Origin of the sequence: Facklamia sp. P9177 (assembly GCF_050409585.1) — a bacterium.
GTDB lineage: Bacteria > Bacillota > Bacilli > Lactobacillales > Aerococcaceae > Facklamia.
Genome location: NZ_JBNUPE010000006.1, coordinates 66,628 through 80,266, shown reverse-complemented (window position 1 = coordinate 80,266; position 13,639 = coordinate 66,628). Strand labels below are relative to the sequence as shown.

The window sequence follows — 13,639 nt, the reverse complement described above, 5'->3', positions numbered from 1 at the left end:
ATGGCGGTCTTCCGTCGTTTTTTTCATTTATACATTGTTGGTCGATTAATTTATCTCAATGAGAGAAAGGAATTTGATTATGAAAAGAACAGTAGGTACCGTAGTAAGAGGGTTAAGAGCACCAGTTGTCCATGAAGGAGACGACTTAGTCAAGATTGTTGTGGAGACTTTATTAGAATCTTCTAAGGAAGCTCAGTACAAGATAGAGGATCGAGATGTTCTTGCGATTACGGAATCCATTTTAGCGCGTGCTCAAGGCAATTACGTGACCCTTGATCAAATTGCAAAGGACATTCAGGATAAATTGCAAGCCAAAAAAATAGGAGTTGTCTTCCCTATTACAAGTCGTAACCGTTTTCAATCAACCCTTAAAGCGATTGCTCGTGCAGCCGATGAAGTGATCGTTCAATTGAGTTATCCGTCCGATGAAGTGGGAAATCCGCTTATGTTAATTGAAGATTTGGATGATGCTGGTATTAATCCATGGACAGATGTCTTCACAGAAGCAGAAATAAAAAAAATATTTGCCGATATGAAGCACCCCTTCACAGGTGTTGATTATTTAAGTCTTTACCGAGAAACCATCGAAGCTGAAGGAGCTGCTTGCACGATTATTTTAGCTAACCAACCAAAAGCTGTCCTAGATTACACAGACACCATAATTACAGCAGATCTTCATACACGCAATCGTACTCAAAAACGCCTATTACAAGCTGGTGCTTCAAAAGTACTCCGACTGGATGAGATTATGAATCAGCCAGTCGACGGTAGTGGTTCGAATCCAGAATTTGGATTGTTAGGTGCAAACCTATCTTCTGATGAAATCGTAAAACTCTTCCCTATTAATGGTGAAGCCTTTGTCAGTGAGGTCCAGTCTTTAATTAAAGATTTAACTGGTAAAACAATCGAAGTTATGATTTACGGTGACGGCGCTTTTAAAGATCCTCAAAGTCAAATTTGGGAATTAGCCGATCCGATAGTATCCCCTGCATACACCAGTGGGTTAGAAGGAACACCTAATGAAGTAAAGCTAAAGTATTTAGCAGATGGCAAATTTAAAGATCTTGAAGGTCAAGATTTACAAACGGCTATTTCAGATTATATTGCAGGCCATGCGGAGGCTAGTCAAGACCAAGCAGAAAGAATCGGAACTACCCCGCGTCAACTAACAGACCTATTAGGTTCTTTATCTGATTTAACTTCTGGCTCAGGTGATAAAGGAACACCTTTCATCTATATCAAAGGTTACTTCGATAAGTTTTCTGATCAATAATTTTACCCTTTAAATAAAAACTCTGTTAAGCACCTGAGTGTTTAACAGAGTTTTTTTAGATTAATTCACGAGGTAGGCTGTTGTTCCTGTTTTCAAAACATCTAAAATGGTATTAAGCTCACCTTCTACTAAGTTTTTTGCGGCTTGGTCGGTATAAAAAGCACTGTGTGGTGAGGAGATGATTTTAGGGTGATTTAATATTTGAAAGAAGGTTTCATCTGAAATTTTTTGATTTTTAAAGCCATTGCCTGCATAAGGGCCTTCACCCTCAGAGCTATCCAGACCAGCTCCGGCTCAATGGTTTTCATCTAAAACTTTGATCCAGTCATTGGAATTAATGATGCCACCACCTGCCATATTTAATAAATAGGCAATTTGTTTAAAGCCAATCTTAGCTAAACTTTCATAAAAAGTATTATCTATTTGGGCTACTTGCGAGATTGTTATACGGTCATACTTATCTAAAGAGTCAAAATATTTACTACTTAGAAAATGACTGCACAAGGTGAAGTCTACTTGATGCGATATGATTTTATAAATATACTCTCTCCTACATTACTAAATATAAATTCGCTTGTCTTTTTTAGCAAAAAAGTTGCATTAATTAATCTCTATAACTTTTAGATGCTTAAAATATTTTCAAAAAGTCCCTAAAGCTCTTTTTATTTTCTTCTTCCCAATTGTAAAGCTTGTCTTCCAGTTGACTGATAATTTCTTCTTTATCTTGAGGGAACTTCCCACTTAATGAAATTGTATTTGAGGAGTGATTTCCATTTATTTTGATATTTGTATTAATATGATTCAGTAGCATTAATTCTTCCTCTAAACTTTCACGAGGCGTCAAAATTACAAAGCCTTCTCTCTCTTCCTCTTTTAAACTAGATAAGTCTTCTGCATCGATTGTCAATAAAATAAGTTCTTCTGCATCGACATGGTTAATAAGTTTGGCAGTTTCAATGGCATGTCTATCAGATAAACCATTTCCACCAGCTCCTATAACAGTCACTATAGAATAGTTAATGCCTACTTTTTTCAATTTTTTTAAAGCGATTTTTTCTTGATGAATAGTTAGATGTTTATTGTAAAAGTTTAATGTTTGATCTGATCCTGTTTCAATTAAAAGATAAAGTTGGTCTAAACCGTGAAGTCTTAACTTCAATAAATCTTCTTCTGAAGAATCTAAAATACTTTGTGAGCTAGTAATACCTTTTAAAGTTTTTGCATTAGAAAGATCTTTTTTAATTGCAGGGATTATATTAATTAAACTCTCTATATCTACATCTAATATATTTTGATTAATAATCACTATCTCTTTTGTTTCTTCACCTTTTTTACTTTTTAATTCTTTCTTATTTATAATAGATTCTTGTACATTCAACGGTTTATTTGAATCGAATGCCTTTTGATCATTTTTAATAGCTGGGTGATGAATAGATATTTTTTGGCCTTTTAGCTGATTGGTTATGAAATTGACCATTTTTAAATAAAGTTGGTTCATAGTCTTAATCGCTCCTATTTGAATAGTTTATATATAAAAAGCTAACCCCAAATTATGGTTAGCTTAATTATATGATTGAACTTGTATCGGTTTCAACCACAGAAAGCATTAAGAAGCTTTTTGGTGAATTTTGCTACTAAGAATGATGTTAAAAATGTGGGAATAAGCCCTGTTAGAATTTGTGCAGATGCTTGTGTTACGTAAGGTTCTACACTAGGATAGCTTTGAGCGATTAAAGTGGGAAATGAAGCAGAACTTTCTAGCTTAGCATTGAAGGACATGCTCATTACACCATCATTTTTAAGTAAATACTTGTCTACTAAAAATAGTGGTGAGCTTACTAAATAGAAGAATACAACTCATCACACCGATTAATCCAGAATGCAAACTATCGACAATGTTCATAGCCTGACCGATTCCTCATCCTAATAAAGGCAGGAATAATCCGATAGCTGGCGAAAAAAGTTTTACTGCCTTTTTATCGATATTTCCAATAATAATTCCTACTACTAGGGGAATAAGAGTTGATAGCAAAGGCATCTAATTAAAGCCAGAGCTATCAGCTTTTCCAAGCGAATAGACGATTAATGGTAAAGTTGGTATTCTAAAAAAGACTATAAAGTTAAAGCCAATCTTATTTTCTTCTTGGGCATAATCAGTAACTAAGGGTAAGAAGATGGTTAGATTGGCTGAACATACTGCAAGAATAAGCGCTAAAAGACTAATACCTAAGAAACCTTCATCTCCAAATACCTTTAATATCAACCCCCCCAATAATGATTGATAATTAGCTTTAACAAGAGAAAGGCCCCCTTCTCGTTGAATAACTTTCATCAAACTTTTTGTATTAATCATCGTTCCCAAACAAAAAGTGATGGCAGCCAAAATAAAAGCAATTGAGTTTTTACTTAGTATAGCCTCAGTCATTCTAACAATATAGGACAAATCAGGCCAGAAAGTGTGAAAATACAGAAGAAATTAGTAAGGGAAGGAGGAAAGTTCCAGCAGGTATTTTTTATCCACTGTAACAGATGGGACTCCTTTTTAACCTACAAACTCATCAACGACTGCAGCCATTGATATTGCCGAAATTTTTAATGATTTTTCATCGATTTCAAACTTTGGATGATGATGAGGGTAACTATTTTCTGGATCTTCATTGGCACCAATATAGAAGAAACAACCAGGAACTTCTTTAAGATAATAAGAGAAATCTTCCGAAGGAGAAATAGGTCCACTATCTTCAACAGCCTTAATATCAGAGATATTTAGACTTTCAAGTGCTGATGTAACCCTCTTAGTAACTGCAGGATCATTATATAATACAGGATAGTCTGGCTTATACTCTAATTCTGTTTCTACTTGGAAACTTTCTTCTAAACCTTTGGCTAATTGTGTTACCATATCTTGAATAGTCTTAGCTGTTTCTTCCGACATTGAGCGAACATCACCTTCTAGAACTACCTTATCTCGAATAATATTAAATTGACCTTTACCATCGAATGAACCAATTGATAAAACGCCCATATCAAATGGATTTACTCGACGACTAACTACCGTTTGAGCATTCATGACGAAAGACGAAGCAGCTACAATTGCATCGTTTGCATCATGTGGAGCCGAACCATGTCCACTTTTACCCTTAATGGTTAATTTAAAATAAGCTCGGGCAGTTTGGGTATTTCCTTCATGCGTATAAACGGTTCCGAGTTTAAACTGACTCATCACATGAGCACCAAAAATGTAGTCTACATTTTCTAAGGCTCCAGCTTTAATCATTGCTTTAGCTCCTCCTGGTGGAACTTCTTCAGCTGGTTGATGAAGGATTTTAATTGTACCTTTAATTTGGTCTTTTAATTCAATTAGAGACTCGGCTAAAATCAGCATATAAGCGGTATGGCCGTCATGACCACAAGCGTGCATTACCCCATTATTTTTAGATTTAAATGGCAAATCTACCTCTTCCGTAATAGGTAATGCATCAAAATCTGCCCTTAAAGCGATTGTAGGTCCCTCTTGCCCCCCTTTAATTGTAATAACATGGCCATATTGTCCTCCTAAGTCCGTTTCGATATGATCTATATCAAGGTCTTTATAGAAGTTTTTAATATATTTAGAAGTTTCTTTTTCTTGAAAGGATAACTCTGGATGTTGATGTAAATAACGGCGGATTTCAATTATGCGTTCTTCTTTATTTTCGATTTTAGAAATTAATTGCTCTAATAGTGTCATAGCAAACGCCTCCTCTACTCCATCATATCTACTTTAATTAAAAAGTAAAGACATACACATAGGGTGATATATAATTAAGACAAAAAAATTCTCATCAAATTCTTACAGCTTTTTTCTTAGAATTAGGTATAATGAAAGGACAGTTTAAAGTGAGGTGTCCTATGAATAATCAAGATTTTTATCGTAAAATGTTAGCCATTGCGATTCCGATTTCTTTGCAAAGTTTAATCGTTTCGTTTCTAAATACTTTAGATACCATGATGATCTCATCACTGGGACCGGAATCAATCGCAGGAGTCGGCTTGGCCAATCAAGTCTTCTTTTTTTTCACTATGATTTGTTTTGGTACAGCCACGGGAGCTTCAGTAATGATTGCTCAATACCATGGTCGAGGTGATCTTGCTAAATTACAAAAGGTTAATGCTTTTTCGTGCTTAATTACCTTTGTAGTAGCTTGTCTTTTCACTTTGTTGGCATGGCTAATACCAGAAAGAATATTAGGCTTAATGATTGATGATCCTGCTGTCATTGCAGAAGGGTCTAAATATTTAAGGGTTGTTGCTTGGTCGTATGCCTTAACTGGCGTCAGCTTCGTGAACAGTGTGGCTCTTCGCTCAACTGGAAACCCTCGTTCGCCATTAACAGCCGCTATAGTTGGTTTTGTTTTCAATGCTTTTTTCAATTATGCCTTTATTTTTGGTAAGTTTGGCTTCCCAGAATTAGGGGTAGTGGGAGCAGCAGTGGGAACAATCATTGCTCGATTAATGGAATTATTGGTTATCTTTTACACAGTCAGTCGCTATGATTGTCCGCTTAATGGTTCGATTAAAGAGATGTTTAATTTTAAGGGAGATTTTATTCAAAACTTTTTGCGCATCACCTTTCCTGTCATTGTTAATGAAACCTTTTGGGGACTCGGTCAAGTATTATATAGTGTGGCTTACGCCATGGTTGGTACTAAAGAAACAGCTGCCATTCAAGTTGTTTTTGCCATCCAGAACTTAGCCTTTGTTTTAATACGTGGTCTATCCAATGCTTGTACGATTATGTTAGGAAATACGATTGGGCGCGGCGTTATGGATGTTGTTTATCCTCATGCCATCCGTTTTCTTAAAATGGGCGGAGTCATTGCCTTATTTGTAGGCCTTTTCTTATCCGTCACCCCTTCAATTAGTTTACAGTTGTTTCCCAATTTAACACCAGAAGTCTATGAACTTTGTAAGACTTTACTAAATTATATGGGCTTTATCTTCATTTTAAAAGCTATTAACTCCATTCTGATTGTAGGTGTTCTAAGAGGTGGAGGCGATACGAAGTATTCCCTTTTCTTAGAAATGGGATCTGTATGGTTAGTAGGCGTTCCCTTAGCTTTTCTAGGAGCGGCTGTGCTTAACTTTTCTATTCAATGGGTTGTAATGTTAGCGGCCACGGAAGAAATTACCAAATTAGTGATTGGCCTATTTAGAGTAAAATCCAAAAAATGGATTCATCAAATCTCATAAAAATAAAGACTGCCGCTCATAAACGGCAGTCTTTTATAATTAATGGAGTTCTTCTAATATTTCTTGCATTCCAGCTCTAGGAGGTAGTGTTGAATGAAGTGAAGCAAAAACCTCGTATCGACCAGTCGATCAAGCCAGATCGGTCAAAATATCTTTTGTAATATACGAATCCTTGACTTATTTTTAAGGCGAAGTCCGGTTCGATGAACGTAGCACGTCCAATAGCCACTAAATCCGTATAATTCAAGGCTTTTTGAGCAGCGTTAGCATCCAATACGCCTCCTAATAAAACAATTTGTTGGATAGTTAAGGGCACAGTTTCATGATCTAGGAAATCTAAATCCACAGCTGACGGACCATATACTGTTAAACCTTCGCTGGCTCTTTGATGAGCTTGGTAACCGAAATGGTGGATTTGTATAATCACTTTGTTGCCTTTAGACTTTACTTTTTAGCTAGTTCTTTTAAACCAGCTAAATGGGCATCAGAAAAGCAGCTAATTGCACCCTTCTTTGGTAATCCTCCAAGGTTTCTTGGCTGGACCCCCCTTTTTAACCCCCCAAAAAGACATCATAGGGGGTTGAACAATCCGGTTAGCTAATTGTGTACCGTGTCTTAAGCGAATAGAATCTGTGAATTTCTTCATCTTTTTCCTTCTAAATTATTATCGTAAATATAAAGTATTAAAACTAGTTTAAACTATTAATAAAAAACTTCTACCTACTGAGACTTCAATAAGTAGAAGTTTGGATTGAGTGTCATCTGGGCTTAATTACCTTTTAATGAACCCGAAACAAAAACGGCATCACAAGTAATATCAATCCCCAAGTTTTGTAATTGGTTTTTAGTATCTTGTGATAGAATGATGCTAGAATGCGCTTGAGCACCACTTAATTTAGATAAGGCTTGATAGGCTGCTTGAGCCGTTGGATTTGTCACTGCTGAAATTGCTAGAGCAATTAGTAATTCATTTAAAGTTAAAATGGGATGCTTACTTTGCAACTTGTTAGCTTTAAGATTTTGAATGGTTTGTAAAATCATGGGAGCTAAGAGGTCGATTTGGTCTGAAATACCTGCCAAGGTCTTTAGAGCATTCATAATCGCTGCCCCCGGTGCATCCATTAATTCGGTTCGTCTGCCAGTAATCATTTGTCCATCGCTTAATTGAATAGCAATGACTGCCGGAATCTCTTCCTGCGAAAAACGTTCCTTAACCGATTGAGCATAAGCTTGAGCCTTAACCACTGGAAGACGATCTTCAGCTGTTAACCCACTTTCTTCCATTAACAAGTGCATTTTCGAACGAACCTCTTCATCCACAATGCCGACTTTATAATCTTGTTCTACTTGGAAATAGCGGCGAATAATTTCTTGCTGGGCCGCTTCTTTAACAACTTCTTCATCGGTAATTCCCGATTTAATCCGATTAACTCCCATATCCGTTGGGGATTGGTAGATTAAATTGGGTGAACTCGTATTAGCTAAAATCCGACGAATAACTGGGAACATCTGCATGTCGCGATTATAATTGACCGCCATTTCGTTATAGGCATCTAAATGATAAGAATCAAGAACATTAATATCATTTAAATCAACTGTTGCGGCCTCATAAGCCACATTAATTGGATGTTTTAGTGGTAAGTTCCAAACTGGGAAAGTTTCAAACTTAGCATATGAAGCCTTAATTCCCTTTTGATGTTCATGATAAAGTTGGTTCAAGCAAGTTGCTAGCTTGCCCGATCCAGCCCCTGGACCAGTTACAATAATCAAAGGTTGACTAGTTTCAATGTATGGATTTTTAGCAAAACCATTTTCCGAAAAGACAACTTCCAGATCAGTTGGATAGCCATTAATACTCTCATGTAGGTAAACTTTAACTCCTCTGTTTTCAATGTTTTTCTTGAAGACAGTGGCATTTTTTTGTCCTTTATATCTAGTTAATAGAACACTGTTTACTTGAATGTCTAACGCTTGGTATTCATCAATTAGCCGCAACACTTCTTGGTCATAAGTAATACCATAATCGCCCCGCATTTTATGATGTTCAATATCTTCGGCATAGATACAGATAATAATCTCAGCACGATCTTTAAGCTTGGTTAAGAGCGTTAATTTGACGTCCTCGTCATAACCTGGTAGTACCCGCTTAGCATGCTTATCACCGATTAATTTACCGCCAAATTCTAAATAGAGTTTATCAATATTCTCAAGTCGCTCAAAGATATATTTCGATTGTTCTTTGAGATATTTATCGTTATCGAAACCTAATTTTTGCATCCTCCCAACCCCTTTCATCACATACGAATTATTTTATCAAAACTTTTGGTGGGACTAAAGATTTTCTTTATTAAATGAGTTAATAAAGACTTTTTTTCTTTTTAACGTTCAGTTTTACATGAAAAAGTCTGCTAATTACTGAATCCATTGTATTCTTTTACTTTAATTCAAAGTGGTTAAAGTCTTCTGCTGTTAAGTTCTTAACGAATGCTAGGCTCAGGTCCACAGTATTTTCGAAGTCTTTATAAGAGCAGAAGCAATAATTAGTATGCGCATAACGCGTCGGAGTACCTAAAGTAGCTACAGGAACTCCTTTGTTAGAAAGGTGAATAGACCCAGCATTGGTTGAACCACCTTCTCTTACCGCATGTTGTAAGGGAATATTTTTTTCAGTAGCTAGTTGCTGAATGCGATTGAGTAACCATTCGTTGGCAATATAAGAGTTATCCCGGTAACGTAATTGAGGTCCCATTCCTAAGCGAGCTTGTTCCAAGTATTCATCGGCAGTAAAGTCATCCGAAGGGGTCCCTTCAAAAACTAAGGCCATTTGGGGATTCACACGTTTACTAGTAATGACTGCTCCACGCATTCCCACTTCTTCTTGGGCAGCAAAGGCAGCGACAAGATTAAAAGGTAGATCTTTAAGATGATCTTTCATCTCATTCATTATAGCCACCGAAACGGCCACACCGATTCGATTATCAAATCCCTTGCCAAACATTACTTGATTGCGCTCATTAAAAGCAAATTTTGTAGCAGGCACAATCGGTTGCCCGATTGTAATTTTAAAATCTTCAATCACTTCTTGACGACTACTTGCCCCAACATCAATTTTTAAATCAAATAAGGTTATCTTTTTGGCTCTTTCTTCTGCAGTCATAAAATGAATTGGTTTAGAAGTTGAAATACCTGGGTGGTAATGGCCTTGACTATCACGGACTAAATAATGTTGGGCCGAAACGTGTTCTGCTAGCCAACCACCTAGAGGCTGTAAGTGGATTAAACCGCTCTTATCAATTGCTTTAACCATAAAGGCTACTTCATCAGTGTGGGAGTCTAACATCAAGGTGGGTTTTAAAGGGTCTAGTTGATCAAGGTTATAATAAGCATTCTTAAGGTTGTCGATTTGTAGACTATAAGCTCCCTTATACTTATTAAGGACCTCTAAGACTTCATCTTCAAAGCCAGGCGCCCCTTTAGCGTTTACTAAATCACGAATTAGGTGTTGATAGTTCACTTTATTCTCTCCTATTCTAATATTTTGAGTACTTCTTCAATAATCCCATCACCATATTTTTTCTTAGCTGTAATCATGGCTGTTCGTTTAACTTCGTCTAAAGCATTGAAAGCAGCAATACTACGCCCTGCTTCTTTTAATAAGTCAATATCATTGTGGTTATCACCAGCAGCTATAACTTGATCGCTAGTAATTCCTAGATAATCAGCGATCCAATGCAAGGCTCTCCCTTTACTAACATTCGCTGCTACAATATCCATCGCCCAATCTGAATAAGTAAGATAGCGATACTCTGGTTTAAGATTATTAACTAAAGCATGGAGTCGAGACAAAGCTGTTTGTGGATGGTCATCGACGATTAAGAATTTATCCACTTCCATGCTAGCCCAATCTTCTGGCTTAATTGGGCGAATGATTTGTTCAGTAAAGTTGTTTTTCAATTCATGTCGAATAAACTCAGTATCCTCTAAAGCAAACTCTTCCCCATTCACAACATAAACAACCGTTAGTCCCATGCTTAAAGCCACTTCGATTAAAGGACGTAAAGGTCCAATAGGAAAGCTAAAGGACTGAATTACTTGTCCTTCTAGCATAATATTAGCGCCATTAGAGGTCGCATAAGGAAGCTTTAAATCTAATTCATCAATAATGGGTTGCACAGCCTTAGCTGAGCGACCAGTTGCTAATGTGAAAGCGACATCTTTTTCAGCCAAAGTGGCTCTAAATTGTTCAAAATTGGGACTCCACTTCTTATTATGATCCAAAAGTGTATCATCTAAATCGGATAGAAATAATTTAAACATAGTTTCTCCTTACTTACATAATTTGTTATCATTACCTGATTTAGTATACCCCAAATATTATATAAAATAAATTATAAGCAAAAAGCCAAGTTCACTTAATTTGAAGTGAACTTGGCGAATTCATAGTATTAATTGGCTTTAATTGCTTGCTGAAGCATATGTTCAGGCAAACGTTTGACCACACTGTTAACCATTAAAGGAAGTAATAAAGCGTCATCCATAAAGCCTAAAGGACCTAAAAAATCGGGCAGCAAATCGGTTGGTAGTAAGACATATAAAAAAGTTGCAAAAATTAGAACTCTAGCTAAGATGGGTGTTTCTCTCTTGAATAAGGATGTTATAAAGAGTGGAAACTTTTCGACTAAAGTTAATTTAATCGGTTTCTTTTTCATTTAATCACTTCTTTCGGTTGACTACGACTCTACAATTATATTCTAAATGATTGTTGTTATACTTTAATCCAACTAGAGTCTGACTTTATTTAAAAAGTTCAGCCAGTAGTTTATAAGAATGTAGACGTGCTCTTTGATCAGGTATGGGCATATAAGCCATTAATTCATCGATGCCTAAGCGATCAATTTCTTCATGTAGAATCTCTCCAACTTGTTCTGGTGTACCTTTTAGGATAAATCTTCTTTGATATTTTTCGTCTAGCATAGCTTGTTCTTCTAAACTTAAATCGATGGCTTGAGCACGTTCAGAAGACATTAACGCTAAATTATTTTTACGAATATGAGTAATTTCGGAAGGTCTTGCCCAATAATCTGCTTCTTCTTTTGAATCAGCTAAAATAATTTTATAAGAAACCATCACTTTGGGTTCTTGGAAAAATTCACTGGGTTGAAAATGATCGCGATAAGCTTTAAATACAGAAGTTTCCGTTTCTACTCCAAAGAATTTTGCAAAAGAATATCCCAATCCCATTTGACCGGCTTTGATAGCGGATTGTCCAGATGACCCTAACATCCAAGGTTGAGCAATAGTCCGGGTTTTAACTGGAATGGCTTGAGTCAGGCCGTAAAATCCTTTGGGAATAGTATCTGTCATATAATCTAATATGACTTGAGCTTTGTCATATAAATGGTCAAAATCAATCGAATTTCCTTGAGAAAGAGCCATCATACCATTGTAATCCGTTCCTGGCGCCCTTCCAATACCAAAATCAATCCGATCGGGTGCTAATAAAGTTAGAGTCTTAAAAGTTTCAGCAACTTTTAAGGGGGAATAGTTTACAATCATTGTTCCACCTGTCCCAAGGCGAATTTGTTTGGTAACTGCTGCTAAATAGGCCAATAAAATTTCTGGAGCAGAACTAGCCAGGTTAGACCTACCATGATGCTCTGAAGCCCAGTAGCGATCATACCCCATAGCTTCCAATTCTTTAACCATTTCAATGGTCTTTTCATATCTGGTTTGAGTGGACTCTCCTTCATTTAAAGGTAATAAATCATGAATTCCTAATTTCATTTTAATCTCCTTCTTAAGTATTGAGTTAATGGTTTTTATCTGACGGACTGGGTAAGAGATAATTAATGGCAAGGGCCACAAGGACTCCCATGACCGTTGAAAACAAACGAATCAGCGTATAGCTTAATTGATTATTTACAGGTATATTAAAAAAAATTACTAGCATAGTGGCACAGCCGGTTATAATTCCTTTTTGTAAGTGAATACGATTAGCGACAGAAATGTATAAGATAATGGCTATTGGAGCGAGTATAATCAATATTTCATCTTGGCTAGATGTAATCGGAAAGAGGAAAATAAATAATAAAGCCACCACACCTGATAAAAGAACACCCATAATTCTTGCCTTGCCAAAGGTATAACTACTTTCCAAGTCCTGTCTGAGTGAAAAAATAGCCGCCAGACAAGAAAGGGTTGGACTGATTTTAAGGACGTAAAAGGAAAAAAGAATGCAAAGAAAGACAGCGACTGCTGTTTTAAAAGTACGCATACCGACCGGCGATTTTGAAAAATCCAATTTAACACCCTCTTTAAATAGATAGAATTATTATAGCACGGCTTCTCTAGATAATCATTATATCGCATATTTTCCCTAAAAAGGGATGAAGCTAAAAAAGTCCGCTAAGAATAGCGAACTTTTTAATCGTTATTTAAATAGATCCAAAATCCCACCCAGGATACCTTCCTCGCCATTAGTTTGTTCTTTATAATCAGGATGCAGCTTGATCACCTATAGGGTATTACCTGCGCTAGTTGGAACCTCTCCACGCTCTTTTAAAGAAGAATTAACTCTTTCATAAGTCTGACTGACTTCTTTTTGAGGGCCCTCTTTATCTAGTTTTTTAGCCATTTTACGATCGACCATCTATTTTAATAGCAAGGGTGCTACTACAATCAAAGTTCGCTTAACAGCATTCACAGACAATTCTAAAGTGTTGGCGATACAATCAAAAATAGTTGGCTTATCTTCAAAGACATGAGCTAGAATTTTATCTCTATCTTGAGGATCAACATTTTCGCTTAATTGGTCGACGGATGGATAGTCATTAATGTCTTCATGCTTGCTTAAAGCATTATTAATGGATTCTAAGCCTTCAAGTGTTTGAGTCTTTTTATTAATTGCTGTCAAGATAATTGGTAAACCAATAGTAGCAATTTTACCCAAGACTCCTAAATTTAAGCCTGCTTTATTAGCAAGATTTTTCTTATTTGTGCCTTTGAACCTTGTAATAATCTATCTAATAGATTCAATACATCAAGTAAGCCCATCATCAACTCTTTAAAGTTTTATTATTTAAGGATAATGTAAAAATTAAGAAAGAACTACTAAAACGCTGACTGAGGCTTTAG

Annotated in this window: 14 protein-coding genes and 2 pseudogenes; 2 read left to right on the top strand and 14 right to left on the bottom strand. The window is 36.2% G+C overall.

The window, feature by feature from the left end; translation table 11 throughout:
• Positions 1 to 79 precede the first annotated feature (79 nt).
• Complete coding sequence (locus ACQV18_RS04890) at positions 80 to 1,273, top strand: coenzyme F420-0:L-glutamate ligase (RefSeq protein ID WP_428876432.1); 1,194 nt, start codon at positions 80 to 82, stop codon at positions 1,271 to 1,273.
• A 294-nt stretch (positions 1,274 to 1,567) separates the two neighbouring features.
• On the opposite strand, the gene ACQV18_RS04885 is transcribed toward ACQV18_RS04890, so the two are convergent.
• From ACQV18_RS04885 to ACQV18_RS04865, 5 genes and pseudogenes are all read right to left on the bottom strand, one after another.
• On the bottom strand, positions 1,568 to 1,777 hold the full coding sequence (locus ACQV18_RS04885; RefSeq protein WP_428873361.1) for a hypothetical protein: 210 nt from the start codon (positions 1,775 to 1,777) through the stop codon (positions 1,568 to 1,570).
• A 124-nt stretch (positions 1,778 to 1,901) separates the two neighbouring features.
• Positions 1,902 to 2,771 (bottom strand): radical SAM protein, encoded by an 870-nt coding sequence (locus tag ACQV18_RS04880; RefSeq protein ID WP_428873362.1) that lies wholly within the window; start codon positions 2,769 to 2,771, stop codon positions 1,902 to 1,904.
• A 92-nt stretch (positions 2,772 to 2,863) separates the two neighbouring features.
• A pseudogene (locus tag ACQV18_RS04875) lies at positions 2,864 to 3,112 on the bottom strand (2-keto-3-deoxygluconate permease); the annotation flags it as partial.
• Positions 3,113 to 3,191: 79 nt separating this feature from the next.
• Positions 3,192 to 3,743: pseudogene (locus tag ACQV18_RS04870) on the bottom strand (2-keto-3-deoxygluconate permease).
• A 72-nt stretch (positions 3,744 to 3,815) separates the two neighbouring features.
• Complete coding sequence (locus ACQV18_RS04865; RefSeq protein WP_428873363.1) at positions 3,816 to 5,003, bottom strand: M20 family metallopeptidase; 1,188 nt, start codon at positions 5,001 to 5,003, stop codon at positions 3,816 to 3,818.
• A 161-nt stretch (positions 5,004 to 5,164) separates the two neighbouring features.
• Here ACQV18_RS04865 and ACQV18_RS04860 point away from each other — a divergent pair, with 161 nt between their 5' ends.
• Entirely contained in the window at positions 5,165 to 6,505 is a 1,341-nt protein-coding gene (locus ACQV18_RS04860; protein WP_428873364.1) for an MATE family efflux transporter, read from the top strand.
• Positions 6,506 to 6,581: 76 nt separating this feature from the next.
• Here ACQV18_RS04860 and ACQV18_RS04855 read toward each other — a convergent pair whose 3' ends face one another.
• The 9 genes from ACQV18_RS04855 to ACQV18_RS04815 all read right to left on the bottom strand — a co-directional run bounded on the left by ACQV18_RS04855 (position 6,582) and on the right by ACQV18_RS04815 (position 13,520).
• Positions 6,582 to 6,932, bottom strand: a complete 351-nt coding sequence (locus tag ACQV18_RS04855) for a hypothetical protein (RefSeq protein ID WP_428892645.1) — start codon at positions 6,930 to 6,932, stop codon at positions 6,582 to 6,584.
• 69 nt (positions 6,933 to 7,001) lie between these two features.
• Positions 7,002 to 7,151 (bottom strand): hypothetical protein, encoded by a 150-nt coding sequence (locus ACQV18_RS04850; RefSeq protein WP_428892644.1) that lies wholly within the window; start codon positions 7,149 to 7,151, stop codon positions 7,002 to 7,004.
• 122 nt (positions 7,152 to 7,273) lie between these two features.
• Positions 7,274 to 8,782 (bottom strand): DUF1846 domain-containing protein, encoded by a 1,509-nt coding sequence (locus ACQV18_RS04845; protein WP_428873366.1) that lies wholly within the window; start codon positions 8,780 to 8,782, stop codon positions 7,274 to 7,276.
• Positions 8,783 to 8,939: 157 nt separating this feature from the next.
• On the bottom strand, positions 8,940 to 10,019 hold the full coding sequence (locus ACQV18_RS04840) for a M42 family metallopeptidase (protein WP_428873368.1): 1,080 nt from the start codon (positions 10,017 to 10,019) through the stop codon (positions 8,940 to 8,942).
• An 11-nt stretch (positions 10,020 to 10,030) separates the two neighbouring features.
• A complete protein-coding gene (locus ACQV18_RS04835; protein ID WP_428885050.1) occupies positions 10,031 to 10,822 on the bottom strand; it encodes a Cof-type HAD-IIB family hydrolase in 792 nt (263 codons plus the stop codon).
• Positions 10,823 to 10,950: 128 nt separating this feature from the next.
• Positions 10,951 to 11,214, bottom strand: a complete 264-nt coding sequence (locus ACQV18_RS04830; RefSeq protein WP_428873370.1) for a YkvA family protein — start codon at positions 11,212 to 11,214, stop codon at positions 10,951 to 10,953.
• An 85-nt stretch (positions 11,215 to 11,299) separates the two neighbouring features.
• Complete coding sequence (locus tag ACQV18_RS04825) at positions 11,300 to 12,289, bottom strand: MsnO8 family LLM class oxidoreductase (protein ID WP_428873371.1); 990 nt, start codon at positions 12,287 to 12,289, stop codon at positions 11,300 to 11,302.
• A 25-nt stretch (positions 12,290 to 12,314) separates the two neighbouring features.
• Positions 12,315 to 12,806 (bottom strand): FUSC family protein, encoded by a 492-nt coding sequence (locus ACQV18_RS04820; protein WP_428873373.1) that lies wholly within the window; start codon positions 12,804 to 12,806, stop codon positions 12,315 to 12,317.
• Between the two features lie 348 nt (positions 12,807 to 13,154).
• On the bottom strand, positions 13,155 to 13,520 hold the full coding sequence (locus ACQV18_RS04815; protein ID WP_428875263.1) for a DUF937 domain-containing protein: 366 nt from the start codon (positions 13,518 to 13,520) through the stop codon (positions 13,155 to 13,157).
• Between the last annotated feature and the right edge of the window lie 119 nt (positions 13,521 to 13,639).